The organism is Streptomyces sp. NPDC058872, assembly GCF_042743065.1.
GTDB lineage: Bacteria > Actinomycetota > Actinomycetes > Streptomycetales > Streptomycetaceae > Streptomyces.
Genome location: NZ_JBHYMK010000005.1, coordinates 39,628 through 65,357 on the forward strand (window position 1 = coordinate 39,628; position 25,730 = coordinate 65,357).

Sequence of the window (25,730 nt, forward strand, 5' to 3'; positions counted from 1 at the left end):
GAACAACAGGATGTTCGACTACGAGAAGGACGGGACGGAAATCTACCGCCGGTCCTTTGCCACCATCCGCGCCGAGGCGGACCTCGCGGGCCTGCCCGCCGACGTCGCCCAGGTGGCGGTCCGGATGATCCACGCCTGCGGCATGACCGACCTCGTGCAGGACATCGCGTACTCCCCCGGCGTCGTCGCCCGCGCCCGCACCGCCCTCCGCGCCGGTGCGCCCATCCTCTGCGACGCGCAGATGGTCGCCAGCGGCGTCACCCGCAAGCGGCTGCCCGCCGACAACGAGGTGCTCTGCGGCCTCTCCGACCCGGCCGTCCCGGGCCTCGCCGCCGAGCTCGGCACCACCCGCTCCGCCGCCGCGTTCGAGCTGTGGCGGGACCGGCTCGAAGGGTCCGTCGTCGCCATCGGCAACGCCCCCACCGCCCTCTTCCACCTCCTGGAGATGATCGCGAAGGGGGCCGGGAAGCCCGCCGCCGTCCTCGGCATACCCGTCGGCTTCATCGGCGCCGCCGAATCCAAGGAGGCGCTGGCCGAAAACGCCCTCGGCCTCGACTACCTGGTCGTACGGGGCCGGCGCGGCGGCAGCGCGATGACCGCCGCCGCGCTCAACGCCCTCGCCCACGAAGCGGAGATCCAGCAGTGACCGGCAAGCTCTACGGCGTGGGCCTCGGCCCCGGCGACCCGAACCTGATGACCGTGGCCGCCGTGAGGGCGATCGCCGAAGCCGACGTCATCGCTTACCACTCCGCCCGCCACGGCCGCTCCATCGCCCGCTCCATCGCCGCCGAGCACATCCGCGAGGACCACCTCGAAGAGCGGCTGGTGTACCCGCTCACGGTGGAGACCACGGACCACCCCGGCGGCTACCGGGGGGCCCTGAACGACTTCTACGAGGAGGCCGCGACCCGCCTCGCCGCCCACCTCGACGCCGGCCGCACCGTCGCCGTCCTCGCCGAGGGCGACCCGCTCTTCTACGGCTCCTACCAGCACATGCACAAGCGGCTCGCCGACCGCTACGACACCACCGTCATCCCCGGCGTCACCTCGGTGAGCGCCGCCGCCGCCCGGCTCGGCGAGCCGCTGTGCGAGGCGGAAGAGGTCCTCACGATCATCCCCGGCACCCTGCCGGAGGACGAGCTGACGGCCCGCCTCGCGGGCACCGACTCGGCGGTCGTCATGAAGCTCGGCCGCACCTTCCCCACCGTGAAGCGGGCCCTGGAACGGGCCGGCCGCCTGGACGACGCGCGGTACGTGGAGCGGGCGTTCATGGCCGGCGAGCGGACGGAGAAGCTGACGGAGGTCGACCCCGCGTCCGTCCCGTACTTCTCGGTCGCCGTGCTGCCCTCCCGCATCGACCAGGAGCCCCCCGTACGGGAGGCGGGCGAGGTCACCGTCGTCGGCACCGGGCCCGCCGGAGCGCCCTGGCTCACCCCCGAGTCGCGCGGCGCCCTCGTCAACGCCGACGTCCTCGTCGGCTACACCACCTACCTCGACCGGGTGCCGGAGCTGCGGCCCGGGCAGATCCGGCACGGCTCCGACAACAAGGTCGAGTCCGAGCGCGCCGAGTTCGCCCTCGACCTGGCCCGGCGCGGCCGGAAGGTGGCGGTCGTCTCGGGCGGCGACCCCGGCGTCTTCGCCATGGCGACGGCGGTCCTGGAGGTCGCCTGCGAGCCGGCGTACGCGGACGTGCCCGTCCGGGTCCTCCCGGGCGTGACCGCGGCCAACGCCGCCGCCGCGGCGGCCGGCGCCCCCCTGGGCCACGACTACGCCACGATCTCCCTCTCCGACCGGCTCAAGCCCTGGGACGTCATCGAGGCCCGGCTCCGGGCAGCCGCCTCGGCCGACCTGGTCATCGCCCTCTACAACCCGGGCTCCAAGTCCCGCACCCACCAGGTGGCCGCCGCCCGCGACCTCCTCCTCGAACTCCGCTCCCCCGAGACCCCGGTGGTCGTCGCCCGTGACGTGGGCGGGCCGGAGCAGTCGGTCCGGGTGCTGACCCTCAAGACCCTGGACCCCTCCGAGGTCGACATGCGCACCCTGCTCCTCATCGGGTCCTCGCAGACCCGCGCGGTCGAACGGGGCGACGGCCGCACGATCGCGTGGACGCCGCGCCGCTACGGCTGACGTCCGCGACCGCGCACCCAGGCGGCGGCCTCCTCGGAGGTCGCCGCCACCGCGACCCCGTCCGGGACCGGGGGGCGGCGGACCACCACGACCGGGATGCCCGCCTCCCGGGCGGCGGTCAGCTTGGGGGCGGTCGCCGCGCCTCCGCTGTCCTTCGTCACCAGGACGTCGATGCGGTGCCGGGCGAGGAGCTCCCGCTCGCCGTCCAGGGTGAAGGGGCCCCGGTCGAGGAGGACTTCGGTGCGGGCCGGCACGGGGACGTCCGGGGCGTCCACCGAGCGGACCAGGAACCACTGCGGGCAGTCGGCGAAGGCGGCGAGGCCCATGCGGCCCGTCGTCAGGAAGACCCGGTCGCCGAGGTCGCCGAGGGCCCGGGCCGCCTCCTCCAGGGTCGCCGCCGAACGCCAGTCGTCGCCCTCCGCCGGGACCCAGCCGGGACGGCGCAGCGCCAGCAGGGGAACATGGGCGGTGGCGGTCGCCCGGGCCGCGTTGAAACTGATCCGCTCGGCGAAGGGATGGGTGGCGTCGATGACCGCGTCCACGGCGTGCTCCCGCACCCACGTGGCCAGCCCTTCGGCACCGCCGAAGCCACCGATCCGGACCTCCCCGGCCGGCAGGCGGGGACTCGCGACCCGCCCCGCGAGGGAGCTGGTCACCCGGACCTCGCCGTGCAGCAGTCCGGCGAGGGCGCGGGCCTCGGTGGTCCCCCCGAGAATGAGTACGTGCACAGGAGCCCCTCGGTGACGTCAGGCGGCGGGCGTGAGGCCCAACTCAAGCACACCGGCCTCCGCCCGGGCTGGACGACCGGTGCCTGTGCGACGGCGGCCACCACCGCCGCGTACACGGCCCTGTTGACCGGCGGGTTCCCCGACCCGGTGACCATCACCCTGCCGAAGGGGCAGACGCCGTCCTTCGCGCTGACGGCGGAGTCCCTGGCGGGCGGCACCGCCATGGCGGCGGTGGTCAAGGACGCGGGCGACGACCCGGACGTCACCCACGGGGCCGTGATCCGCTCCACGGTGCGGCTGTTGCCGGCCGGTTCCGGCGTGGTCTTCCGGGCGGGCCCCGGGGTCGGCACGGTCACCCTGCCCGGGCTGCCCCTCGACGTCGGCGAGCCGGCGATCAACCCGGTGCCCCGGCAGCTGATGCGGGAGCACGTGGCCGCGGTCGCCGCCGCGCACGGCGCCCCCGGCGACGTGGAGGTCACGATCTCCGTCGACAACGGCGCCGAGATCGCCCGTTCCACCTGGAACCCCCGCATCGGCATCCTCGGCGGCCTGTCGATCCTCGGCACGACCGGGGTCGTCGTCCCGTACTCCTGCTCGGCCTGGATCGACTCCATCCGCCGGGGCGTCGACGTGGCCCGTGCCGGCGGCCTCACCCATGTGGCGGGCTGCACGGGCTCGACCTCGGAGCGCACGGTGAGGGGCCTGTACGAGCTGCCGGAGATCGCGCTCCTGGACATGGGCGACTTCGCGGGCGCCGTCCTCAAGTACCTCCGTCGGCATCCGGTCGACCGGCTCACCCTCTGCGGCGGCTTCGCCAAGCTCTCCAAGCTCGCCGCCGGTCATCTGGACCTCCATTCGGCCCGCTCGCAGGTCGACAAGGCGTTCCTGGCGGAGCTGGCCCGCGCCGGCGGTGCCCCGGAGCCCCTGGCGGCGGAGGTCGCCGCCGCCAACACGGGCCTCGCCGCCCTCCGCCTCTGCGAGGCCGCCGCCGTCCCGCTGGGCGACCTGGTGGCCGCCCGCGCCCGCGACGAGGCCCTGTCCGTGCTGCGGGGCGCCCCGATCGCGGTGGACGTGGTCTGCATCGACCGCGCGGGGGTCGTGGTGGGACGGTCGGCGGTGCAGGGCCCCTGACCCGCTGCGCCCCGGCGGCCCGCCCCGCCGGAGCGCGGCCGGGCGGTGCTCAGGCCGTCGGGTAGCCGATCTCCTGGATGTCCTCGGCGAGGTCCGCGAGCGTCACCTCGGGGTTGAGGGCGGCGACGAGCTCCGCCGTCAGCGGGTGCAGGGCGAGCAGCCGGCGGACGGCCCCGCGGTCCACCGGGCGCTCGTAGTACTCCTCGGCCCACTCCGCGTACGCCTCCGCCGAGCGGTCCGTCAGCAGGCGGAAGAGACGGCCGGAGCCGTCCGGGTCCGGGTGCCCGTCCAGGTCCGGGAACTCGACCGGCCCGGTGCTCCAGGCGGTGTCCGCGGCCTCCCGCCACAGGCAGGCGGTGGTCACGTGGACCCCGTCCTCGTCGGTGAACGCGGGCTCGGTCAGGTACTCCCCGAAGGGCTCCGGAACCCCGTCGAGCAGGCCGGGCCAGGTCCGGCCGTCCGCGAGCGGTCCGAACGGGCTGAGCGGCGACTCGTGGTCGAAGGCGCGGGCGAAGGCCCCCGCGGGGGAGAGGACGATCGTGTACTCGCCGCCCTCACCGTCCCTCATCGACGCCAGTTGCTCGTCCTCCGACCAGTGGGCGTCGAAGGAGTAGGAGCGGCCCTCCCACTCCGGGCAGAGCACGGCCTCCGCCATGGCGAGCGCCCGGCTGTGGTCGCGCAGTTCCTCGATGCCCGGCAGCGCCCGGGCCACGTCGTAGACGGTCATGCCTCCATGAGACCGCACGGCTTCGACGGATCGACGTGCGGGCCCTGCACCCCGACCCTAGGCTTGCCAGGGCACCGTCCCCTAGTGAGTTGGGTGAGAGGGAGTCCCATGGCGAAGCGCGGCAACAAGAAGCGGGCCCGCAAGAAGAAGAAGGCGAACCACGGCAAGCGGCCCAACGCCTGATTCCGGCCGGTCCGGGGCGGTCAGCAGCTGTGACGGTCCCGGGCCGGGTCGTAGAGGTGGCTGTCGCGGAACTCCGAGGCCGCGAGGGTGCGGCCGACGATGATGACGGCGGTCTTGGTGATGCCCGCGGTCTTCACCTGGGACGCGATGTCGTCGAGGGTGCCGCGCAGCACCACCTCGTCGGGGCGGCTGGCCATCGCGACGACGGCGACCGGGCAGTCGGCGCCGTAGTGGGGGACGAGTTCGGTGACGATCCGGTCGACGTAGCGCGCGGCGAGGTGCAGGACGAGCAGGGCGCCGCTGCGGCCGAGGGTGGCGAGGTCCTCCCCCTCGGGCATGGGCGTGGCCTGCTGGGCGATCCGCGTGAGGATGACGGTCTGGCCGACCGTGGGGACGGTGAGTTCCCGCTTGAGGGCCGCCGCCGCGGCGGCGAAGGCCGGGACGCCCGGCACGACCTCGTAGGGGATCCCCGCGGCGTCGAGGCGGCGCATCTGCTCCGCGACGGCGCTGAAGACGGACGGGTCGCCGGAGTGCAGTCGGGCCACGTCCCGGCCGGCCTCGTGGGCGGCGGTGATCTCGGCGATGATCTGGTCCAGGTCGAGCCGGGCCGTGTCGACGAGCTTGGCGTCCGGCGGGCACTCGGCGAGGAGCTCGGTGGGGACGAGGGAGCCGGCGTAGAGGCAGACGCCGCAGGCCGCGAGGGTCCGCGCACCGCGCACGGTGATCAGGTCGGCCGCGCCGGGGCCCGCGCCGATGAAGTAGACGGTCATCCCTCTTCAGAACCTTTCGTTACGGACCACTGGGTGACGGGCATGGCCTGGCGCCAGCCCGTGAAGCCGCCGACGGGCACGGCGGTGGAGACCGCGAGCCGGACGAGTTCGCCGCCGTGGCGGCGGTAGCGGTCGGCGAGCAGGGCCTCGGACTCCAGCGTCACGGTGTTGGCGACGAGCCGACCGCCGGGGGGCAGGACGTCCCAGCAGGCGTCGAGCAGGCCGGGCACGGTGAGGCCGCCGCCGATGAAGACGGCGTCGGGGGTCTCCAGGCCGGCGAGGCCCTCCGGTGCGGCGGCCCGGACGACGCGCAGGCCGGGGACGCCGAGGGCGTCCGCGTTGCGGGTGATCCGGGCGGCCCGCTCGGGGGACCTCTCGATGGCGATCGCCCGGCAGGAGCGGTGGGTACGCATCCATTCGACGCCGATGGAGCCGGAGCCGCCGCCGACGTCCCAGAGCAGTTCGCCGGGGGCGGGGGCGAGGGCGGCGAGGGTGGCGGCCCGCACGTGGCGCTTGGTGAGCTGCCCGTCGTGCTCGTACGCCGCGTCGGGGAGCCCGGGCGCCGAGCCGAGCCGGAGGGCCTCCGGGTCGCGGGCGCAGTCGAGCGCGAGGACGTTGAGGGGAGCGGTGCGGCCGTGCGGCCAGTGCTCGGCCGTGCCGTCGAGGAGGCGTTCGGCGGGACCGCCCAGCTGCTCCAGGACCCGGATGCGGGTGCCGCCCCAGCCCGTGGCGCGCAGCAGTTCGGCGACCCGGGCGGCGGTGTCGGCGCCCTCGCTGAGGACGAGGAGGCGGCGGCCGTGGTGGAGGGCGGCGGAGAGCGCGGCGAGGGGGCGGGCGACGAGGGAGACGGTCTCGGTGTCCTCCAGGGGCCAGCCGAGGCGGGCGCAGGCGTAGGAGACGGAGGACGGGTGCGGGTGGATGCGGAGCCGTTCGGCGTCGGCGGCCCCGGACTCCAGGAGGGTGCGGGCGATGCCGTGGAAGGAGGGGTCCCCGCTGGCGAGGACGGCGAGGGCGCGGCCCCGGTGGGCGGCGAGCAGTCCGGGGACGGCGGGGCGGAGGGGGGAGGGCCAGGCGATCCGTTCGCCGGGGCAGTCCGCGGCGGGCAGCAGGTCGAGCTGGCGGGGGGCGCCGAGGAGGACCTCGGCGGCGCCCAGGACGCGGCGGGAGGTCTCGGGGAGTCCGTCCCAGCCGTCCGCGCCGATTCCGACGACCGCTATCGCACCGTTCACGTCGGCGACTCTACGTGAGCCCCGGTCGGCTCCTACTTCTGGGCGTTCTGCCCGACGTAGAAGAGCAGCCAGACGAAGCCGGCGAAGGCGTGGGTGGCGAAGACGTACACGAAGACGCGGAGCATCACGCCCCGCTCCTTCCAGCGCTCGCCGTCGGTCTCGGGTGTCGTCATGCGGTCCAGGGTACGGGCCGGAATAGGGAAGGGGGGCGTGCCGTTGAAGCCGATGATTCAATATTCAACCACCGGCTTCCAGGCATCGAAGGGCGAGAGGTGAGCACGATGCAGTTCGGGATCTTCACCGTCGGCGACGTGACGACCGACCCCACCACCGGCCGCACCCCCACCGAGCACGAGCGCATCAAGAACACCGTCGCCCTCGCGCTCAAGGCCGAGGAGGTCGGGCTCGACGTCTTCGCGACCGGGGAGCACCACAACCCGCCGTTCGTGCCGTCCTCCCCCACCACCCTCCTCGGGCACATCGCCGCCCGCACCGAGGACCTGGTCCTCTCCACCTCCACGACCCTCATCACCACCAATGACCCGGTGAAGATCGCCGAGGACTACGCGACCCTCCAGCACCTCGCCGACGGCCGGGTGGACCTGATGATGGGCCGCGGCAACACCGGCCCGGTCTACCCGTGGTTCGGCCAGGACATCCGACAGGGCATCCCGCTCGCCATCGAGCACTACGCGCTCCTCCACAAGCTGTGGCGGGAGGACGTGGTCGACTGGGAGGGCACGTTCCGCACCGCGCTCCAGGGCTTCACGTCCACCCCGCGCCCGCTCGACGGCGTCCCGCCGTTCGTCTGGCACGGCTCCATCCGCTCCCCGGAGATCGCCGAACAGGCCGCCTACTACGGCGACGGCTTCTTCGCGAACCACATCTTCTGGCCCAAGCAGCACACCGAGAAGATGGTCCGCCTCTACCGGCAGCGGTACGCGCACTACGGCCACGGCACCCCCGAGCAGGCGATCGTCGGCCTGGGCGGACAGGTCTTCGTGCGGAAGAACTCGCAGGACGCCGTACGGGAGTTCCGCCCGTACTTCGACAACGCACCGGTCTACGGCCACGGCCCCTCCCTGGAGGAGTTCAGCCGGGAGACCCCGCTGACCGTCGGCTCCCCGCAGGAGGTCATCGAGCGCACCCTGTCCTTCCGCGCGTACGTGGGCGACTACCAGCGCCAGCTGTTCCTGATCGACCACGCGGGACTCCCCCTCAAGACGGTCCTGGAGCAGCTCGACCTCCTCGGCGAGGAGGTCGTCCCGGTGCTCCGCAAGGAGTTCGCCAACCTGCGTCCGGCCGGCGTGCCGGAGACCGCCCCGCTCCACCCCGCCGTTTCCGCGAAGAAGGAGGCCTGAGGCCATGCAGACCCTGAAGCTGGTCGCCGTCTCGGCCGGACTCAGCAGCCCGTCCTCGACCCGGCTCCTCACCGACCGGCTGCTCCGGGCGGCCCGGTACCGGCTCGCCGAGCAGGAGTACGCCGTCGACGTCCGGGTCGTCGAACTGCGCGACCTCGCCGTGGACGTCGCGAAGCACTTCGTGACGGGATTCCCGTCGGCCGCTCTGCAGGAGGCGATCGACGCGGTGACCGGAGCGGACGGCGTCATCGCGGTGACCCCGGTCTTCACCGGCTCGTACAGCGGGCTCTTCAAGTCCTTCTTCGACCTGATGGACCCGGCCGCGCTGACCGGCACCCCGGTCCTCCTCGGAGCGACCGGCGGCACGGCCCGCCACTCCCTGGTCCTGGACCACGCCCTGCGACCGCTCTTCGCCCACCTGCGGGCCCTCGTCGTCCCCACCGCGGTCTACGCGGCCTCCGAGGACTGGGGCACCGGCGGCGGCGCGGCGCCGACCGGTTTCGGGCAGGAGGGGCTGCCCACCCGGATCACCCGGGCCGGGAACGAGTTCGCGGACGCGGTCGCGGCACGGCCCGCCCGGCGGGCGGAGGAGGACGAGGTCATCCCGTTCGAGCAGCAGTTGGCGGACCTGCGGCTCGACTGATCCGCTCCGGGAGCGACGTCCCGGGCCGGTGCCGGCCCCCGGCGCCGGCCCGCCGACCGCCCACGGTCGGAGGCCGCCCACGGTCGGAGGCCGGGGCCCGGCGTCAGGAGTTCTCCTCAGGAGTTCTCCGTCAGGGCGCGGACCGCCGTCGCCGCGGTCCGCTCGACGAGCGAGACCCCGTCCTCGTACGCGAGCTGCCCGTCGGTGAGGACGGCCACCAGCAGGACGTGCCCCCCGTGTTCCACCCTGCCGATGCTGTGGACGACCCAGCGGTGCGTCGCGTCCCGCTGCAGCCAACCGTTCTTGAGGGCGAACGCACCGGCGGGAGAGCTCGCCGCGCTGACGCCCCAGTCCTGCCCGGCGGAGACCCCGCCCATCAGGGACCGCAGATAGGCCCGGGACCCGGCGGTCAGCGGCGAGTCCTCGGTGAAGACGCGCCTCAACAGGTTCAGCTGGTCGAGGACCGTGGTCCGGGTGAGCCCCCAGGGACCTTGCTGCCCGGCGTGCGCCCCGCTGAAGCCGAGCCGTTCGTTGGCGGCGTCCAGGCCCGGGCGCCTGCCCACCTCGATCCAGAGCTGCTGGGCCGCGTCGTTGTCGCTCCGGCGGATCATGGCGGAAGCGAGCTGCCGCTCCCCGGCGGTGAGCGGGGTCCCGCGGTCCTGCACGTGCAGCAACAGGGCGGCCAGGATGTCGACCTTGATGAGGCTCGCGGAGACGAACGGCTCCGTGACCGCCCCGTACGTCACGCAGTGGCCCGAGGTCAGGTCCTCGACCGCAAGCGCGTACCGGCCGGGGGACGGGCCGAGCCCGTCGAGCGCCGCACGCACGGCCTGCTCGGGGCTCGGGGCGCTCGCCGACGGGCCGGGGGGCGCCGGCCGGGGCGCGGCGGCGGAGCGCTCGGGGGCGAGGACGCACGAGGCGGCGAGCGCCGCGCCCAGCAGCGGGAGCACCAGGAGGGTGCGCGCGCCCCGGCTCACCAGGGAGCCGGATGCCCCGTGGCGTCCTCGTGCGTGTAGAAGAGGTAGTAGGCGGCGGCGCCGGACACCAGGGCCGTCATCAGTCCCAGCCCGCTCGACGAGAAGACGCTCGCGCCGGACAGGCTGTAGAGGAAGCCGACCGCGATGCCGGGGAGCGCGCCCCAGGCGGCGGCGCGCGGCTCGCGGGGCAGGGCACGGCCGTAGTGCCGCAGGGCGACGATGGCGACGGCGAGGACCACGGCCGAGACGAGGCCGAGCCACAGCTGTCCCAGGGTCGTGGGGCCGCCCTGGCGCGCGACGGTGGCGGCGTAGAGGCCGTACAGGACGCCGATGGTGACCGGGCCTCCCCAGCCGTTCATGCTGATCCGGCGCCTGGTGGGCGCCGCTGCGTGTGCGGCCATGGCAGGAGCTCCTTCGTCTCTCGCCCCCCTGGTTCCCGCACCCTCCAGGTCACACCCCCGCCGGACGGCCCGCAAGTGGATCAGGGCCGGGTCCGGTCGCCGGGCCCCCGGCGGCCAGGGCCGCCAGCCGGGCCAGGGCCTCGTCCAGGACCGGGTGGGGCGGGGAGGCGAGCCCGATCCTGATCGCATCGGGCGCGCCGCCGCGGCCCACGGCGAAGGCGCTGCCCGGGGTGACCGCCACGCCCGCACGGGCCGCCGCGGCGGCCGTGAAGGTCTCGGCGCGCCACGGGGCGGGCAGTTCCCACCAGCAGGAGTAGGCGTGGGGCGAGGTCCGGACGGTCCGGTCGCCGAGGTGGCGGGCGACCAGGGCGTGCCGGGCCCTGGCATCGGCCCGCTTGGCGGCGACGGCCTCGGCGACCGTTCCGTCGCCGGCCCATCGGGTCGCGGCGGCGAGGGCGAGGCCGCCCGCCGTCCAGGCGCCGGAGCGCAGGGCGTCGGCCACCGTGTTCCGCAGCCGTCCCGGCGCCACGACGTAGCCGACGGTCAGCCCGGGGGCGAGCCGCTTGGAGAGGCTGTCGACGAGGAGGACGCGTTCGGGGGCGTGGGCGGCGAGCGGGGCGGGCGCGTCGGGGACCAGGAAGGCCCAGGTGGTGTCTTCGACGGCCGTCAGGTCCAAGTGCCTGAGGAGTTCGGCCAGTTCGGCGCGCCGCTGCTCGCCGAGGGTGGTGGCGAGCGGATTGTGCAGGGTCGGTTGGAGGTAGACGGCGGCGAGGGGTGCGGACCGGTGGGCGGCCTCCAGGGCCTCGGGCCGTACGCCCTCCGCGTCGAGGGCGAGCGGGACGAGTCGGATGCCGAGCCGCTCCGCGACCGCTTTGACCAGGGGGTACGTGAGCGCTTCGACGCCGAGCCGGCCGCCGGTCGGGACGAGCGCGGAGAGCGCGGCGGCGAGGGCCTGTCTGCCGTTCCCGGCGAAGAGGACCCCTTCGGGATCGGGAGCCCAACCGGGCCGGGCGAGCACGGTCGCCGCCGCTTCCCGGGCCTGCGGGGTGCCGCCGGCGGCGGCGGGGCGGGAGACGGCCTCGGCGAGGACGTCGGGCCGGGCGAGGGCGGCGAGCGCACGGGCCATGAGCTCCGACTGCCCGGGCACGGTCGGGTAGTTGAGCTGGAGGTCGACGGGCGCGGCGCCGGTGGCCTCGGCGAGGGCCGGGCCGGGCAGCGGGGGCGCGGCCCGGACGAAGGTGCCGCGACCGACCTCTCCGACGACCAGGCCGCGGCGGGCCAACTCCCCGTAGACGCGGATCGCCGTCGAGTTCGCGATCCCGTGGCGGCGGGCGAAGACGCGCTGCGGGGGCATCCGATCGCCGGGCTTGAGCCGCCCGCCCCGCACGGCCGCTTCGACCCGGTCCGCGATCCTGCGGTACTCGTCCATGCGAACCCCTCCCCCATTGCACCGAGAGCAAAGATCTTATTGCACCGATCGGTGCGGGCTGCCTAGCCTGCCGCCATGCCCGTCTCCCGCACCGTCCACGCCGAGACCTCCTACACGGACCGGGGCTCCGGACCCGCCCTCCTGCTGGTCCACGGCCACCCCTTCGACCGCACCATGTGGCAGCCGCAGGTCGACCGCTTCTCCCGCGCCGGACACCGGGTCCTCGCCCCCGACCTGCGCGGCTACGGCGACAGCCCGCTCGGCGCCTCCCCCGGCTCCACCGAGCTCGGCGTCTTCGCCGAGGACCTCGTCGCCCTCCTCGACGACCTGGGCATCGAGGAGTGCGTCCTCGCCGGCCTGTCCATGGGCGGCCAGATCGCCATGGAACTGGTCCGCCGCCACCCCGGGCGCGTCCGGGGCCTCGTCCTCGCCGACACCTTCCCCGCCGCCGAGACCGAGGACGGCAAGCGGGCCCGGAACGCCCTGGCCGACCGGCTCCTGCGGGAGGGCATGCGGGGGTACGCCGACGAGGTCCTCGACCGGATGGTCGCCCCGCACAACACCCATGCCGCACCCCACGTCCACCGCATGATGTGCGCCACCGACCCGGTCGCCGCAGCCGCCGCGCTGCGCGGTCGGGCCGAGCGGCCCGACTACCGGGAGACGCTCGCCGCGCTCGCGGTCCCCGCGCTGGTCGTGGTCGGCCGGGAGGACACCTACACGCCGGTGGCGGACGCGGAGGAGATGCACGCCCTGCTGCCGCACTCCACGCTCGCCGTCATCGAACGGGCCGCCCACCTGCCCAACCTGGAACGGCCCGAGGAGTTCGACGCGGCACTCGACGCCTTCCTCGGCTCACTCGTTCGGACCCGTTGAACGATCGCGCACCGGAAAGCGCCCCGACGATGGGGACATGAGCCAGAACACCGCACCCCGCAAGCCGAGCACCGCCGGCGCCTGGGCCGCCGGCGGCACGCTCTTCGCCGGCGTCCTCATGCTGGTCATCGGCTTCATGGACATCTTCCAGGGCATCGCCGGCATCGCCGAGGACGAGGTCTACACCCGCATCGGCGACTACGTCTTCAAGTTCGACCTCACCACCTGGGGCTGGATCCACCTGATCCTCGGCGTCATCATCGCCGTCACCGGCTTCGGCATCCTCAAGGGCGCCGAATGGGGCAGGATCGCCGGCATCTCCCTGGCCTCCCTCAACATCCTTTTCCAGTTCCTCTTCCTGCCGTACCAGCCCTGGTGGGCGCTCTTCTCCATGGCCATCTCGATCTTCGTGATCTGGGCGCTGGCCACGGACGAGTCGTACGGCTCGAACGAGACCTTCTGAGGCGCCGGGACATGCGACGCACCACCGGAGCCGCACTCGCCGCCGCCACCCTCCTCGCCCTCAGCGGCTGCGACAGCGTCGGCGACAAGGCGGGCGAGATCGTCTCGTCCGCCACGGCCGCCGTCGCCTCGGCCGCCCAGGAGAAGTTGGACGAGGTCAAGGACGGGGTGAACGCCGGCGCGGACGTGACCGCCGGGCCGACGAGCACCGACGGGGACCGCACGGTCGCGGAGATCACCGCGACCAACCCCAAGGACAAGAGCGCCGACTACACGATCCTGGTCAACTTCCGCGACAAGGACGGCAATCTGCTCGACGCCGTCGTCCTCAACATCAACGGCGTCGAACCCGGCGCCTCCAAGTCCGGTACGGCACGCAGCAATCGGACCCTCTCGGGCGAACCCACGGCGGAGGTCGGGCAGGCGCTGCGACACTGAAGCACGTGGACCGAGCCCTCACCACCGAGCCGATCGGGCCCCCCGAACCCGACCGGCCCACCGAGCCGATCGAGCCCGACCGGCCCACCGACCCCGTCACGGACACGCACACGCACACCGTCCCGGCGGCCCCCGAGCCGCCACCGCTCCGGCCCGGACGACGACTCGCCGCCCGGGCCGCAGGGCTGCTCCTCCTCGCCCCCGCCCTGGCCGCCACCTGCCGGGCGCTCGACACGGATGCCGTCACCCCCGTGCCGCAACTGCTCTCCTTCCTCCCCTGGCTCGCCCTCCCCGCCGGCCTCGCCGTGCTGCTCGCCGCCGCCGCCCGCCGGCGCGCCCTCGTCTTCCTCTCGGTCCTCGTCCTCACCGCCACCGGCTGGGCCTCCCTGCCCCACACGCCGCGCCTGGTCACCTCGTACGGGCTGCCGCTCGCCCGGGTCCGCGTGCTGGCCGCCAACGTGCAGTTCGGCCGGGCCACCGACGCACTGGTCGCCACCGTCCGACGCGAACGCCCCCACCTCGTCTTCGTCTCCGAGTGCGACCGCGCCTGCGGGCGGTCCCTCGCCACCGCACTCGCCGCCGAGCTCCCCCACCGGGCCGCCGTCGACGCGGACGGCTCCGTCGGCTCCGTGCTGCTCAGCGCCTACCCGCTGCGCGACGAACGGGTCGTTCCCGCGGCCATGGGCATGCCGGGCGCCACCGTCGAGATCGCCGGACGGCCGGTCCGGCTCCAACTGGCCCACCCGCTGCCGCCGCTGCCCCGCCAGGTGCACCGGTGGAAGCGGGAACTCGGCCGGCTCGCGGACACCGCCGCCGGACGCGCCCCCGACCAGCCGTTCCTGATGGCGGGAGACTTCAACGCCTCCCAGGACCACGCCGCCTTCCGTGCGGTCCTGCGCGCCGGCCGGCTCCAGGACGCCGCCCGGCTGGCGCACTCCAGCCGCACCCCCACCTGGCCCACGGACGCCCCCCTCCCGCCGTACGTCCAGATCGACCACGTCCTGGTCAGCGAGGACTTCACAGTCGACCGCCTCCGCTTCCTCGACCTCGCCGGCTCCGACCACCGCGCCGTCCTCGCCGCTCTCGACCTGCGCGGCGAGCGCTGATCGGCCACGCTGGAAGGCATGGACAACGAGGAGATCCTGGACGACATCGGCGCCCTCGTCGAAGAGGAGCGGGCCCTGCGGCAGCGGACCGGCGGCCTCCTTCCCGAGGAACGCACCCGGCTCGCCGAGTTGGAGGTGCGCCTCGACCAGTGCTGGGACCTGCTGCGCCAGCGCCGCGCGAAGGCGGAGTTCGGCGAGGACCCCGACACGGCCGCCCTGCGCCCGGCCTCCGAAGTCGAGGCCTACCGCAACTGAGGACCGCTCCGAGGCCCCCCGCCCCACCACGTCCTCCGGGCTGACGCAACCGCTCCTCCCCGGCCGCCCCGGGACCGGAGAACGGCACCCGGTGGGCGTCCCCGCCGTGCCGCCCGTCACGCACCTCCCGGAAATCCGACGGCCCTGACGCGAGATCCGCTGCCCTCCCGGCGATCCGCCGACCCTCCCGTCGATCCGCCCGCAGAACGCCGGTCACGACACGACACGGCACCGGCCGGGCACCGTCGTACGTTGGACACATGGCACGTCCCGCAGGACCCGCACGTCTCGCCCCGCCCCCCTGGCTGACCGCCGGACTCCGCCCGGCCCCCGCGGAGATCCCCTGGGCCGCCGTCCTCCGCGCCTCCGTCGCCCTGTCCGCACCGCTCGCCGTGGGGCTCGCCACCGACCGGCCGGCGTACGGCGCACTCGTCTCGATGGGCGCCCTGTCGGGCGTCATCGGCGACACCGCCGACGCCTACCGGATGCGGGTCTTCAACATCGCGGTGCCCCAGCTCTTCGGCGCCGTCGGGGTCGCCCTCGGCACCCTCGTCTTCGGTCGGGGCTGGCTCGCCGTCGCAGCCCTCACCCTCATCGCGCTGGTCTCCGGGATGATCTCCTCCATCGGCGCCGTCGCCTCCGTCTCCGGCCTGCTGCTCCTCCTCAACGCCGTCGTCGGCGCCGGTCTGCCCATGCCCGACCCCTGGTGGAAGGCCCCCGTCCTCCTCGCCCTCGGCGGACTGCTCGTCCTCCTGCTCACCCTCCTCGGCTGGCCGCTGCGCCGCGCCGCACCCGAACGGTCGGCGGTGGCCTCGACCTACCGGGCGGTGGCCGAACTGTACGGGGCCACCGGCACCGACGCGTACGACGAGAAGCGCCAGGCCGTCACCGCCTCCCTCAACCAGGCCTACGACCTGGTCCTCTCCCGCCGCACCCGCCAGCACGGCCGTGCCTCCTCCCTGGTGCGGCTGCTGGCCCAACTGAACGTCGTCATCCCCCTCGTCGAAGCCGCCCCCGCCGCACACCTCCGCGCCCGGCTCGTCGGCCCGCTGCCCGCCGCGGTCCCCGCCGCCGTGCGGGACCTCGCCGACGCCGTCGAGGAAGGCCGCACCGGCACCCCCGAGCCGGACCTACCGGTGCCCGAACGACCCGCCGAGAAGGCCGTGGACCACGCCCTGCGCCACGCGGCGGCCGTCGTCCACCAGGCCGATCCGGACCCGTACAACGTCGACGACCGGCTCGGGCGGCCCGCCGCGCTGCGCGTCCGGGTCCGCCGGACCGTCCGCGCCGCCCTGCTGTCCGAGGCGTCCTGGCGGTACGGCCTGCGGCTCGCGCTCTGCATCGGCCTCGCCCAGGCCCTGGTCTCGCTGATCGCCGTGCCCCGTTCGTACTGGGTCGCGCTCACCGTCACCTTCGTCATGAAGCCCGACTTCGGCTCGGTGTTCTCCCGGGCCGTGCTCCGTGCCGCCGGCACCGCCGCCGGACTCGTCCTCGCCGCCCTCGTCCTCTCCGAAGTGCCCCGGGGCTGGTGGGACGTGCCGGTGATGTGCGTGCTCGCGGCGCTCGTCCCGGCCTTCTCCGCGAAGGGCTACGCCTTCCAGACCGCAGCGATCACCCCGGTCATCCTGCTCCTGTCCGACCTGCTCAACCACCAGGGCTTCGGCCTCGTCCTGCCCCGCCTGTACGACTCGCTCATCGGTTGCGCGATCGCCCTGGTCGCCGGCTACCTGCTCTGGCCCGAGTCCTGGCACGCCCGGATCGGGGACCGGCTCGCGGACGCGGTCGCCGACACCGCCGCCTACGTGGGCCGGGCCTTCGGCCCCGCGGCGGCGGACGGCCAGGGCAGCAGGCTCCGGGCCCGCCGGAAGCTCTACCGGGACCTGTCGGCGGTCCGCTCCGAGTTCCAGCGGGCCCTCACCGAACCGCCCCCGACCGGCACCCGGGCCACCGCCTGGTGGCCGCTGGTCGTCGCCGTGGAGCGGATCGTGGACGCGACGACGGCGGCCCGGATCCGGGTCAACCACGGCGCACCCGCCCCCGACCCTGTCGAGGTCGCCGCCGTGGAAAGGGAGTTGCGGGAGCTCGCGGACGGACTGCGGGGCACCGACACCCTCGTGGAGGTCCACGCGGAACTCCCCGGCGACGAGAACGGAGTGCTGGAGCCGCTCCGCCAGGAGGTCAGCGCGGCCCGTGCCATCGCCGGCCCCGACCTGCGGTGAAACCCCCTCGGGGGGCGTGCCGGAGAACTTACCGGCGGTCACGGAACGGAACCCTCCCCACCGCCGTTACCGGGAACCACCCGGGCGACTACGATGCGCACGATTCACCGTGATCCGAGCCCTCCGCCGTCGGCAAACGGCCCGACGGACACTCCCCTTCGTCCTGCCACCGCCCTGCCTCACCCCCCGCGCCCCCGAGGACCCGCCATGCGCACCACCACCAACAGAGGGCTCCGGCCCAACGTCCTCGGCACCTTCGACACGATCGTGATGGCCGTCGCCGGCAGCGCCCCCGCCTACTCGCTGGCCGCAACCACCGCCGTCCTCTTCGGCGCGGTCGGCCTCGCCGGCCCCGGCGCCCTGCTCTACTGCGCGATACCGATGCTCGGCATCGTCCTCGCCTACGCCCGGCTCGGCCGGATCGACGTCAACGCCGGTGCCGGATACTCCTGGGTGGGCCGCACCCTCCACCCCTTCCTCGGCTTCCTCTCCGGCTGGGCCCTGGTCTTCTCCGCCACCGTGTTCATGGTGGCCGGCTCGCTGCCCGCCGGTTCCCTCACCCTCTCCCTCGTCGATCCCGAACTCGCCGAGAACACCCCGCTCGCCGCCGCGGTGGGAGCCGGCTGGTTCCTGATGATGCTGCTCGTCGTCCTGGGCGGTGCCCGGCTCACCGTGCGGGCACAACTCGTCATGTCCGGCGCCGAGATGCTGATCCTGCTCGGCTTCGTGCTCGCCGCCGTCGCCCACCGGGGCCGGGCCACCGCCTTCGACTGGTCCTGGTTCGCGCTCGACCGCTTCGACGGCCCCGAGGGCTTCGCCGCCGGCGCGCTGATCGCCGCCTTCTACTACTGGGGCTGGGACGTCACCAGCAACCTCAGCGAGGAGACCCGGAACAGCCGCCGCACCGCCGGGCTCGCCGCGCTCGTCGGCGTCGGCTTCGTCTTCCTGCTCTTCGAGGCCTTCACCGTCGCCGTCAACGTGCTGCTCAGCGCGGAGGAGATCCGCACCGCCGGACCGAACGTCCTCGCCGTCCTCGGCCAGGAGATCTGGCCCGGCGTCGGCGGCAAACTGCTCGTCGTCGCCGTGCTGCTGTCCACCGTCGCCACCCTGGAGACCACCCTGCTCCAGGTGACCCGTTCGCTGTTCGCCATGGGCCGCGACCGGACCCTGCCGGCGGCCCTCGGCTCCGTGCACCACCGCTGGAACACCCCGTGGGTCGCGATCGCCGCGGTCGGCGGCGCCGCCCTCCTGATGTTCGCCGCCGCCGCAGCCGCCGGTTCCGTCCAACAGATCCTCAGCGACGCGGTCGCCGCGATCGGCCTCCAGATCGCCTTCTACTACGGCCTCGCCGGCATCGCCGCGGTCGTCGCCTACAAGACGGTCCTGTTCCGCTCCGTGAAGGACCTGTTCCTCGGCGGGCTGTGGCCGCTGCTGGGCTCCGCGTTCATGCTCTGGGCGTTCGTCGAATCGCTCGGCGTCCTCACCACGACCGCCCTCGCCATCGGCCTCGGCGGACTGCTCCTCGGCGTGGTGCCGCTGCTCGTGTACTGGCGCAAGGGCAGCGACTACTACCGTCCGGCACGCCTCGACGCGGTCCGCGCGCTGGCGGCGGAGCAGGCCGCGGTCCCGGCACCCCGGAGGGACCGCACCGACGACAAGAGCTACGCCACCGACTTCTGACCCGTCCCCCGCAGACAGAACGACTTCTGACGGCAGCCGAACCCGAAGGAGACCCCGATGGCCGTACGTCGCCGCTCGGCACGCCCGGAACGCTTCGTGCCCGACTTCGACCCGGACTTCGGAGACCGGGCCCTGACCGAAGCACGCCACGACATCGTCATCGGCCGCTGGCAGGGCGTGCGGGACCTGCTCGCCGCCACCGGCACCGACTGGGCGCGCCGCACCCACCGCCTGCGGCTCCTCTCGCACGCCGCCGCCGGCAGCTCCACCGTCGAGACCTGGCGGGCCGCCGAACCCGGCAACCCCGACGCCGCCGTGCTCCGGGCCGCGACGGAGGTGGTCCGGGTCTTCGACGCGGCCATCGCGGCCGGCCGGGGCGCCGTCATCGACCGGGGCCGGATCGACGCCGCCGTCGACGCCTGCCGCGGCGCGGCCGAGGCGGCACCGGCCGACCCGATGCCGTGGGTGTCGCTGCTCTCGGTGGCCCGGCTGTACGAGGGCGGGGTGCCGCGCCGCGAACTGCGCCACTGGTTCGACGAGTTGCGGCGCCGCGACCCGTACAACACCGAAGGGCACGTCCAGGTGCTGCGCTACTGGTCGGCGCGGTGGCACGGCACGCACGGCAGCATGTACGACTTCGCCCGCGACGCGGCGGGCGTGGCACCCCCCGGCTCCCCGCTGCCCGTCCTGGTGCAGGTGGCCCGGGTCGAGGAGTACCGGTACATCGCGGACGGGGCGCTCGGCCGGGGCCCCGTGCGGGGCTTCGACCAGCACTGGAAGCACGAGCTCGCGGCGACGGAACTGCGCCGCACCCATGCGCGCTGGATCTGCGGCCGCGACCCGGACCGACCGGTGGCACCGGAAGAGGTCGCCGACCTCAACTTCCTGGCGCACGCGGCCTGCTACGCGGGCCAGGTGGAGATAGCCCGGGAGCTGCTGGGGATGCTCGGGTCACGGGCCGCATGGGTGCCGTGGGCGTACACCGGCGATCCCGAGGAGCAGTTCCTGCGGTTCCGGGAGGGCCTGGGAGTGGGGTGACCCCCTTCCCAGGCCCCGGGGCACCGGATCAGACGCCGATGTCGCGCCCGTCCTTGCGCCAGACGGAGACGACCGACGGGCGGACGATCTTGCCGGGTCCGTCGGGCCAGACGGAGGCGGGGTTCTCGACGGAGGCGCCGTCGATCTCGCCCGGGTGCTGCACGGCGACCAGGACGCGTCGGTCCTGGACGATCGGGCCGCAGGTCTCGGCACCGGCCGGCACGGTCAGGAACTGCTTGAGCTCACCGCGCCGCTCGCCCCGCGTGGCGACGCCGTACAGGCCGTCGTGCGAGCCGAGCCGGTTGCCGTCGGTGGAGATCCACAGGTTGCCGTGCGGGTCGAAGGCGACGTTGTCCGGGCAGGAGATCGGGGAGACCTTCTCCTTGGGGAAGCCGGCGAAGTAGGTGGCCGGGTCGTTCGGGTCGCCGGCCACCAGGAACAGCCGCCAGGCGAAGCCGTCGGAGGACGGGTCGTCCCAGTGCTCGGCGAGCTCCAGGATCTGCCCGTGCTTGTTGAGGTTGCGCGGGTTGGCCTCGTCGGCCGGCGCGTAACCCTCCTTGCCGCGGTTGGAGTTGTTGGTGAGCGCCACGTAGACGCGACCGCTGCGGGGGGAGGGCTCGACGTCCTCGGGACGGTCCATCTTCGTCGCACCGACCTTGTCACCGGCCAGCCGGGTGAAGACGTACACCTCCTCGGCGGTCATGCCGGGGACGTGCGAGACGTCGCCGGTGACGAGCGGGATCCACACGCCGGAGCCGTCGAACTCGCCGTCGTTCGGGAGCTTGCCGCTGCCGTCGATCTCGGCGGCGGGCGAGTCCCCGGTCAGCTTGGCGACGTAGAGGGTGCCCTCGTCGAGCAGGGTGAGGTTGTGCTCGCGGGCGGCCCGCGAGGACCCCTTCTTCATCCGCTTCGAGGAGACGAACTTGTAGAAGTAGTCGAACCGCTCGTCGTCGCCCATGTAGACGACGGGGCGGCCGTCCTCGGTGAGCCGGGGCTGCGCGGCCTCGTGCTTGAAGCGGCCGAGGGCGGTGCGCTTGCGGGGCGTCGACTCCGGGTCGTACGGGTCGAGCTCGACGACCCAGCCGAAGCGGTGCACCTCGTTGGGCTCCTGCGCGAGGTCGAAGCGCTTGTCGAACCGCTCCCACTTCCGCTCGGTGGCCCCGGTGCCGACGCCGTACCGCTTGTCGGTGGCGCTGGAGCCGTTGGCGAAGTACTGGTTGAAGTTCTCCTCGCCGTGGAGGGTGGTGCCCCAGGGCGTGGTGCCGCCGGCACAGTTGTTGAGCGTGCCGAGGACCTTGCGTCCGGTCGGGTCCACGGAGGTCTTGAGCAGGTCGCTGCCCGCGGCGGGACCGGTGAGCTCGAACTCGCTCGTCGTGTGGAGGCGCCGGTTGAGGTGGTGGCGGGTGACCGGGGTCAGCTTGCCGGTGCGGTGCTCCTCCTGGACCACGACGACCGAGAGGCCGTGCGCGGCCCAGGCGATCTCGACCTGCTCGCGGGTCGGGTCGGCCTCGTCGTAGCCGCGGAACATGAGCACCTCGTCGGTGTACTCGTGGTTCGCGACGAGGACCTGTCGGTGGTGCTCCCCGCGCAGCGGCAGCAGGGAGAGGAAGTCGTTGTTGTAGCCGAACTGGCCGGCCTGGGCCTGCGCGGTCTGCTTCTCCGGGTCGAAGGCGGGCGCGCCGCGGAGGATGGGCTCGCCCCAGCGGATGACCACGTTCTGTTCGTATCCGACGGGAACGGTGACCCGGTCGTCGGTGTTGGGCGCCACCGGCTTGAAGCGGAGGCCACGGGCCCCGTCGACGCGCTCGGGCTTCGACGGACGGGCAGCCGCCTCCGGCGCGGCCCCGACGACGACGGCCCCGCCGGCGGCGGAGGCGACCGTGACGACGGCGGCGGCGCGGAGCGCGGAGCGGCGCGAGAGCACGCCGGCTATGACGTCGCCGACGTACTCGTTGTCGCTGGTGTTGGGCACCTCGTGGAAGCAGGCGTCACCGCAGCGGAACCGGCAGGTGAGAGCGGAACGGCCACCTCCGTGGGCGTTCGTGCTCAGCAGCGGCAGCAGTTTGCGCACTTCGTCCTCCTCCGGCGCACCACTGCGCCGACATGCTGTCGGGATTCCTTCGGCGGCGACGCTATGCGCGTACGCCTGCACACGGACGGCGAAGGAGTGAACACCGCGTGAATGCACGACAACCGAGGACGGCCGGGTCATCGGAGAGAGCGGGGACGGCCGCTAACCTTACGTGTCCGCCCTGGCCAGGGATGAACGTCCCGAAACGCCCAGTACGGACATTCACACTGCACCCCCACTCATGCGAAAGGGTTCGCCCATGGGTATTCGGAGCATGCTGCGCAAGGTGTTCGGCCGGGACCGCGAGGAAACCCCGGCAACCTCCGTCCCGCCCCAGACGCGTGAGACCCCCGTTCCGGAGAAGCAGGCCGTCCCGGAGACGCGGGCGACCACGGACGCCGTCGAGGGAGGGACCACCGGAGACGTCCCGGCCGCGCCGGCCGCCCCGGCGGCTTCCACCGCACCGGCGGCTTCCACCGCACCGGCACCCTCCACCGCACCGGACGACTCGGACGAGGCCCGTCGCGCCGCGGACGACCTGGTGGCGGCGTCCTTCGACAACCCGCAGATCCCCAGGGCCCGGGCCGCCGCCACCGGTGGGCAGGCGGAGGCGGAGCCGGCCGTGACGGCCGAGGGGGCGGGTGCACGGACGGACGCCGAGGAGGAGCCCGCCCCGGTCGCGGCCACGGAGGCGAAGACGGAGGCGGAGGCGGAGACGGCCGCGTCCTCGGAGCCGGTTGCCGCCCCCGAAGCCACCGTCCTCGAAGGGACGGCTCCCGCTGCCGAGGCCGCCGTCCCCGAGCAGACGACCGCCGAGCCGGAGCCGGCCGCCTCCGAGGAGGTGCCCCCCGCCGCGGAGACCGTCACCGCACCCGAGCGGGCCACGACGGAGGCTGCCGAGGAAGCTCCGACACCGAAGGAGGTCGTGACCGCAGCGGTCGCGGAGCCCGCCGAAGCGGTGTCCGAAGCGTCCTCCGAAGCGCTCTCCGAAGCGGTGGAGCCCGCCGCCGAGCAGCCGGCCGGGGCCGACGGACCGGAGGCGGTGACCGAGGCCACGGGCACGACGACCGACACCGCGGTGGACGCCCCCGCCGCCCCGCAGACGGACACGGCCGAAGAGCCGCAGGCCGACACGACCGCGCCCGCGGAGCCGGAGGCGCCCGCCGCCGCAGAAGCCCCGGCGCCCACGGAGCCGGAGGCGCCCGCCGCCGCGGACGACGCGAAGCCCACGGAGCCGCAGGCCGAGTCCGCCGTCCCCGCGGAGCCGGAGGCGATCGCCGCCGCGGCGGCGGACGAGCCGGCCGACCGGTCCCCGGCTCCGGCACTTCCGGTCGACCCGGCCCCCGCCGAGGAGGCCGCGCCCGCCCCGGCCCGGTCCGAGGACTCCCCGAGCGACCCCGTCCAGACCCCCGACGAGACGCCCGCACCCGCCCCCGCCCTCCCCCTCGCCGCCGTCAAGGCCGTCGCACCGCACCTCGCCGACGCCTACAAGGCGGCCGGTGCCCAGCTCAAGAAGCAGGGGCTGACCGGGACGCGGGCCGCCGTGTACCTGGTGGTGGACCGGTCCGGTTCGATGCGCGGGTACTTCAAGGACGGCTCCGTGCAGCGGCTCGCCGAGCAGGTCACCGCGCTGTCGGCGCACCTGGACGAGGCCGCCACCGTCACGACCGTGTTCTTCTCGACGGACGTCGACGGCACCGTGGACCTCACTCCCGCGACGACCACCCCCACCCGCGTGGAGGAGGTCAACGGCACCCTCGGCCGGCTGGGCCGCACGAACTACCACCGTGCGGTCGAGGAGGTCCTGGCCCACCACGCGAAGGAGGACCCGGCCCGTCCGGCGCTCGTCGTGTTCCAGACCGACGGCGCCCCGGAGTCGAAGACGGCTGCCACGCAGGCGCTCGCCGAGGCCGCCGACCGTCCGCTGCACTGGCGGTTCGTGGCCTGGGGCGAGGAGGACAACAAGGCCTTCGACTACCTCCGCAAGCTCGACGGCACCTCCCGCACCAGCACGTACTTCGCGGGCGCGACCCCCGTGGAGACGGCGCACGCGGCCTTCTACCGGGGCCTGCTGTCCGGCCTGGAGTTCTAGCGGCCGACGACGGCGACGGTGACCGCGGGGTCACCGTCGCCGCGGGCCGGTGGCGGCGGGGGCAAGGGGAGCGGCGGGGTTCCGCGGGTCCTCCCCGGCCCCGGCTTATCGAGGTGAGTGGATCTCCGCCAGGCCGTTAGGATTTCGACCATGGCGGCCACTGGATCCGAGAAGCAGGGGGCGAAGGCGTACTACGTCACGACCCCCATCTACTACGTAAACGACGCTCCTCACCTGGGCCACGCCTATACGACCGTCGCAGGCGACGTGCTCACGCGCTGGCACCGTCAGCGCGGCGAGAAGGTGTGGTTCCTCACCGGCACGGACGAGCACGGTCAGAAGATCATGCGCACGGCCGAGGCGAACGACGTCACGCCCCAGGCCTGGTGCGACAAGCTCGTCGAGGAGGCGTGGAAGCCCCTCTGGGAGCACCTGAACATCGCGAACGACGACTTCATCCGCACCACCCAGAAGCGTCACACCGACCGCGTGCAGGAGTTCGTGCAGGACCTGTACGACAAGGGCGAGATCTACAAGGGCGGGTACGAGGGCCCGTACTGCGTGGGCTGTGAGGAGTACAAGCTCCCCGGCGACCTCATCGAGGCGGAGGACGGCACCAAGCTCTGCGCCGTCCACAAGAAGCCGGTGGAGATCCTCAAGGAGGAGAACTACTTCTTCAAGATGAGCGAGTACGGCCCGAAGCTCCTGGAGTTCTACGAGGCGAACCCGGGCTTCATCCAGCCGGAGTCGGCGCGCAACGAGGTCCTGAACTTCGTCAAGCAGGGCCTGGAGGACCTCTCCATCTCGCGCTCGACGTTCGACTGGGGCGTCCCGGTGCCGTGGGACGACAAGCACGTGATCTACGTGTGGATCGACGCGCTCCTGAACTACGCGACGGCCGTCGGGTACGGCGCCGACCAGGAGAAGTTCGACGGGACCTTCCCGGCGAACGTGCACCTCATCGGCAAGGACATCCTGCGCTTCCACGCGATCATCTGGCCCGCGATGCTGATGGCGCAGGGCCTGCCGGTCCCGGGCCGGATCGCGGCGAACGGCTGGCTGATGGTCGGCGGCGAGAAGATGTCGAAGTCGAACCTGACCGGCATCAAGCCGCAGGACCTGACCTCGCACTTCGGCGTGGACGCGTACCGCTGGTACTTCCTGCGGGCGATCGCCTTCGGCCAGGACGGTTCGTTCTCGTGGGAGGACTTCACCGCCCGCTACACCTCCGAGCTGGCCAACGACTACGGCAACCTCGCCTCGCGGGTGGCGGCCATGGTCGGCAAGTACTTCGGCGGCGAGCTGCCGGCCTCGACGGCCGACGGCGACGCGGAGAAGGCGCTCCACGAGGGCCTGGCCAAAGCGGTCTCCACGGCCGACGCGAAGATCGGCGAGGAGCTGGACTTCCAGTCCGGCATCCTGGCGATCTTCGACTTCGTGAAGCAGGTCAACGGCTACATCACGGAGCAGGAGCCGTGGAAGGTGGCCAAGGACGACTCGGAGGAGGGCCGGGCCCGCCTGGCGACCGTCCTCTACACGGCCGCCGAGTCGCTCCGCGCGGTCGCGGTCCTGCTGAACCCGATCATGCCGGAGACCTCCCAGGCCCTCTGGGACTCGCTGGGCGCCGAGGCGTCCCTGGGCGCGCTGGCCTCCCAGCCGGTCCAGTCCGCGGCCACCTGGGGACAGCTCCCCGCCGGCTCGACGGTGACGAAGGGCGCGGTGCTGTTCCCGCGCCTGGAGGAGCCGAAGAAGGACTGACGTCCTGAGGGACGTCCCGAGGCACGAAG

Annotated in this window: 25 protein-coding genes; 16 read left to right on the top strand and 9 right to left on the bottom strand. The window is 73.7% G+C overall.

Annotated elements, in window-relative coordinates; genetic code table 11:
- The first annotated feature begins 10 nt into the window (after positions 1-10).
- Complete coding sequence (locus tag ACFW22_RS04360) at positions 11-646, top strand: precorrin-8X methylmutase (protein WP_386399045.1); 636 nt, start codon at positions 11-13, stop codon at positions 644-646.
- The gene (gene cobJ / locus ACFW22_RS04365; protein ID WP_386398702.1) at positions 643-2,127 is read left to right on the top strand and encodes a precorrin-3B C(17)-methyltransferase; all 1,485 of its coding nucleotides are present in this window, start codon (positions 643-645) and stop codon (positions 2,125-2,127) included. The genes ACFW22_RS04360 and cobJ overlap by 4 nt, the downstream gene beginning before the upstream one ends.
- On the opposite strand, the gene ACFW22_RS04370 is transcribed toward cobJ, so the two are convergent.
- Positions 2,118-2,855, bottom strand: coding sequence for a cobalt-precorrin-6A reductase (locus ACFW22_RS04370; protein ID WP_386398704.1), 738 nt, complete (start codon positions 2,853-2,855; stop codon positions 2,118-2,120). The genes cobJ and ACFW22_RS04370 overlap by 10 nt on opposite strands.
- A 12-nt stretch (positions 2,856-2,867) precedes the next feature.
- Here ACFW22_RS04370 and ACFW22_RS04375 point away from each other — a divergent pair, with 12 nt between their 5' ends.
- Complete coding sequence (locus ACFW22_RS04375) at positions 2,868-3,986, top strand: cobalt-precorrin-5B (C(1))-methyltransferase (protein ID WP_386398706.1); 1,119 nt, start codon at positions 2,868-2,870, stop codon at positions 3,984-3,986.
- 49 nt (positions 3,987-4,035) lie between these two features.
- Here the strand turns inward: ACFW22_RS04375 and ACFW22_RS04380 are convergent, their stop codons facing one another.
- Positions 4,036-4,713, bottom strand: a complete 678-nt coding sequence (locus ACFW22_RS04380) for a hypothetical protein (RefSeq protein ID WP_386398708.1) — start codon at positions 4,711-4,713, stop codon at positions 4,036-4,038.
- Between the two features lie 108 nt (positions 4,714-4,821).
- On the opposite strand from ACFW22_RS04380, the gene ACFW22_RS04385 reads away from it, so the two are divergent.
- A complete protein-coding gene (locus ACFW22_RS04385) occupies positions 4,822-4,896 on the top strand; it encodes a 50S ribosomal protein bL37 (RefSeq protein ID WP_099895366.1) in 75 nt (24 codons plus the stop codon).
- Positions 4,897-4,916: 20 nt separating this feature from the next.
- Here the strand turns inward: ACFW22_RS04385 and cobM are convergent, their stop codons facing one another.
- From cobM to ACFW22_RS04400, 3 genes are read right to left on the bottom strand one after another with little or no spacing between them, the layout of a single operon-like run.
- Positions 4,917-5,666: a precorrin-4 C(11)-methyltransferase gene (cobM, locus tag ACFW22_RS04390; protein ID WP_386398710.1), complete on the bottom strand. Its 750-nt coding sequence runs from the start codon at positions 5,664-5,666 to the stop codon at positions 4,917-4,919.
- Positions 5,663-6,895, bottom strand: coding sequence for a precorrin-6y C5,15-methyltransferase (decarboxylating) subunit CbiE (gene cbiE, locus ACFW22_RS04395; RefSeq protein WP_386398712.1), 1,233 nt, complete (start codon positions 6,893-6,895; stop codon positions 5,663-5,665). Before cbiE ends, cobM begins: the two co-directional genes overlap by 4 nt.
- Before the next feature lie 32 nt (positions 6,896-6,927).
- On the bottom strand, positions 6,928-7,068 hold the full coding sequence (locus ACFW22_RS04400; protein ID WP_384872710.1) for a DUF6126 family protein: 141 nt from the start codon (positions 7,066-7,068) through the stop codon (positions 6,928-6,930).
- Positions 7,069-7,176: 108 nt separating this feature from the next.
- Between ACFW22_RS04400 and ACFW22_RS04405 the strand changes: the two genes are divergently transcribed.
- Both ACFW22_RS04405 and ACFW22_RS04410 read left to right on the top strand, forming a co-directional pair.
- Positions 7,177-8,256, top strand: coding sequence for an LLM class flavin-dependent oxidoreductase (locus ACFW22_RS04405; RefSeq protein ID WP_386399048.1), 1,080 nt, complete (start codon positions 7,177-7,179; stop codon positions 8,254-8,256).
- Between the two features lie 4 nt (positions 8,257-8,260).
- A complete protein-coding gene (locus tag ACFW22_RS04410) occupies positions 8,261-8,899 on the top strand; it encodes an FMN reductase (RefSeq protein WP_386398714.1) in 639 nt (212 codons plus the stop codon).
- A gap of 116 nt (positions 8,900-9,015) precedes the next feature.
- Here ACFW22_RS04410 and ACFW22_RS04415 read toward each other — a convergent pair whose 3' ends face one another.
- Genes ACFW22_RS04415 through ACFW22_RS04425 form a run of 3 tightly spaced genes read right to left on the bottom strand, consistent with a single transcriptional unit; the run spans position 9,016 to position 11,706 of the window.
- Positions 9,016-9,876, bottom strand: coding sequence for a serine hydrolase (locus ACFW22_RS04415; protein WP_386398716.1), 861 nt, complete (start codon positions 9,874-9,876; stop codon positions 9,016-9,018).
- Entirely contained in the window at positions 9,873-10,277 is a 405-nt protein-coding gene (locus ACFW22_RS04420; protein WP_386398718.1) for a hypothetical protein, read from the bottom strand. Before ACFW22_RS04420 ends, ACFW22_RS04415 begins: the two co-directional genes overlap by 4 nt.
- Positions 10,278-10,326: 49 nt before the next feature.
- Positions 10,327-11,706, bottom strand: a complete 1,380-nt coding sequence (locus ACFW22_RS04425; RefSeq protein ID WP_386398720.1) for a PLP-dependent aminotransferase family protein — start codon at positions 11,704-11,706, stop codon at positions 10,327-10,329.
- A 75-nt stretch (positions 11,707-11,781) separates the two neighbouring features.
- Between ACFW22_RS04425 and ACFW22_RS04430 the strand changes: the two genes are divergently transcribed.
- The 8 genes from ACFW22_RS04430 to ACFW22_RS04465 all read left to right on the top strand — a co-directional run bounded on the left by ACFW22_RS04430 (position 11,782) and on the right by ACFW22_RS04465 (position 19,780).
- Positions 11,782-12,582 carry an alpha/beta fold hydrolase gene (locus ACFW22_RS04430; protein WP_386398722.1) on the top strand — a complete coding sequence of 267 codons (801 nt, stop codon included), beginning with the start codon at positions 11,782-11,784 and terminating at the stop codon, positions 12,580-12,582.
- Between the two features lie 37 nt (positions 12,583-12,619).
- Positions 12,620-13,045 (top strand): hypothetical protein, encoded by a 426-nt coding sequence (locus tag ACFW22_RS04435; protein ID WP_386398724.1) that lies wholly within the window; start codon positions 12,620-12,622, stop codon positions 13,043-13,045.
- 11 nt (positions 13,046-13,056) lie between these two features.
- Positions 13,057-13,482 (top strand): hypothetical protein, encoded by a 426-nt coding sequence (locus tag ACFW22_RS04440; RefSeq protein ID WP_386398726.1) that lies wholly within the window; start codon positions 13,057-13,059, stop codon positions 13,480-13,482.
- A 5-nt stretch (positions 13,483-13,487) separates the two neighbouring features.
- Entirely contained in the window at positions 13,488-14,588 is a 1,101-nt protein-coding gene (locus tag ACFW22_RS04445; protein ID WP_386398727.1) for an endonuclease/exonuclease/phosphatase family protein, read from the top strand.
- Positions 14,589-14,606: 18 nt separating this feature from the next.
- Positions 14,607-14,843: a DUF2630 family protein gene (locus tag ACFW22_RS04450; RefSeq protein WP_386398729.1), complete on the top strand. Its 237-nt coding sequence runs from the start codon at positions 14,607-14,609 to the stop codon at positions 14,841-14,843.
- Positions 14,844-15,103: 260 nt separating this feature from the next.
- Complete coding sequence (locus tag ACFW22_RS04455; protein ID WP_386398731.1) at positions 15,104-17,062, top strand: FUSC family protein; 1,959 nt, start codon at positions 15,104-15,106, stop codon at positions 17,060-17,062.
- Between the two features lie 207 nt (positions 17,063-17,269).
- Positions 17,270-18,742 (top strand): APC family permease, encoded by a 1,473-nt coding sequence (locus tag ACFW22_RS04460; protein ID WP_386398732.1) that lies wholly within the window; start codon positions 17,270-17,272, stop codon positions 18,740-18,742.
- A gap of 57 nt (positions 18,743-18,799) precedes the next feature.
- Positions 18,800-19,780: a hypothetical protein gene (locus ACFW22_RS04465; protein WP_386398734.1), complete on the top strand. Its 981-nt coding sequence runs from the start codon at positions 18,800-18,802 to the stop codon at positions 19,778-19,780.
- Between the two features lie 28 nt (positions 19,781-19,808).
- Here the strand turns inward: ACFW22_RS04465 and ACFW22_RS04470 are convergent, their stop codons facing one another.
- Entirely contained in the window at positions 19,809-21,851 is a 2,043-nt protein-coding gene (locus tag ACFW22_RS04470) for a PhoX family protein (protein ID WP_386398736.1), read from the bottom strand.
- 259 nt (positions 21,852-22,110) lie between these two features.
- On the opposite strand from ACFW22_RS04470, the gene ACFW22_RS04475 reads away from it, so the two are divergent.
- Together ACFW22_RS04475 and metG are read left to right on the top strand one after the other, a co-directional pair.
- Positions 22,111-23,943 carry a VWA domain-containing protein gene (locus tag ACFW22_RS04475; RefSeq protein ID WP_386398738.1) on the top strand — a complete coding sequence of 611 codons (1,833 nt, stop codon included), beginning with the start codon at positions 22,111-22,113 and terminating at the stop codon, positions 23,941-23,943.
- A gap of 150 nt (positions 23,944-24,093) precedes the next feature.
- A complete protein-coding gene (gene metG, locus ACFW22_RS04480) occupies positions 24,094-25,701 on the top strand; it encodes a methionine--tRNA ligase (protein ID WP_384872670.1) in 1,608 nt (535 codons plus the stop codon).
- Positions 25,702-25,730 lie beyond the last annotated feature (29 nt).

Coding starts and splice junctions, on each gene's coding strand:
- ACFW22_RS04425 (WP_386398720.1), bottom strand. CDS start 11,706: ATGGACGAGTACCGCAGGATCGCGGACCGGGTCGAAGCGGCCGTGCGG.
- ACFW22_RS04450 (WP_386398729.1), top strand. CDS start 14,607: ATGGACAACGAGGAGATCCTGGACGACATCGGCGCCCTCGTCGAAGAG.
- ACFW22_RS04475 (WP_386398738.1), top strand. CDS start 22,111: ATGGGTATTCGGAGCATGCTGCGCAAGGTGTTCGGCCGGGACCGCGAG.
- ACFW22_RS04435 (WP_386398724.1), top strand. CDS start 12,620: ATGAGCCAGAACACCGCACCCCGCAAGCCGAGCACCGCCGGCGCCTGG.
- ACFW22_RS04360 (WP_386399045.1), top strand. CDS start 11: ATGTTCGACTACGAGAAGGACGGGACGGAAATCTACCGCCGGTCCTTT.
- cobM (WP_386398710.1), bottom strand. CDS start 5,666: ATGACCGTCTACTTCATCGGCGCGGGCCCCGGCGCGGCCGACCTGATC.
- ACFW22_RS04400 (WP_384872710.1), bottom strand. CDS start 7,068: ATGACGACACCCGAGACCGACGGCGAGCGCTGGAAGGAGCGGGGCGTG.
- ACFW22_RS04455 (WP_386398731.1), top strand. CDS start 15,104: ATGGCACGTCCCGCAGGACCCGCACGTCTCGCCCCGCCCCCCTGGCTG.
- ACFW22_RS04440 (WP_386398726.1), top strand. CDS start 13,057: ATGCGACGCACCACCGGAGCCGCACTCGCCGCCGCCACCCTCCTCGCC.
- ACFW22_RS04380 (WP_386398708.1), bottom strand. CDS start 4,713: ATGACCGTCTACGACGTGGCCCGGGCGCTGCCGGGCATCGAGGAACTG.
- ACFW22_RS04465 (WP_386398734.1), top strand. CDS start 18,800: ATGGCCGTACGTCGCCGCTCGGCACGCCCGGAACGCTTCGTGCCCGAC.
- ACFW22_RS04410 (WP_386398714.1), top strand. CDS start 8,261: ATGCAGACCCTGAAGCTGGTCGCCGTCTCGGCCGGACTCAGCAGCCCG.
- metG (WP_384872670.1), top strand. CDS start 24,094: ATGGCGGCCACTGGATCCGAGAAGCAGGGGGCGAAGGCGTACTACGTC.
- ACFW22_RS04405 (WP_386399048.1), top strand. CDS start 7,177: ATGCAGTTCGGGATCTTCACCGTCGGCGACGTGACGACCGACCCCACC.
- ACFW22_RS04420 (WP_386398718.1), bottom strand. CDS start 10,277: ATGGCCGCACACGCAGCGGCGCCCACCAGGCGCCGGATCAGCATGAAC.
- ACFW22_RS04460 (WP_386398732.1), top strand. CDS start 17,270: ATGCGCACCACCACCAACAGAGGGCTCCGGCCCAACGTCCTCGGCACC.
- ACFW22_RS04430 (WP_386398722.1), top strand. CDS start 11,782: ATGCCCGTCTCCCGCACCGTCCACGCCGAGACCTCCTACACGGACCGG.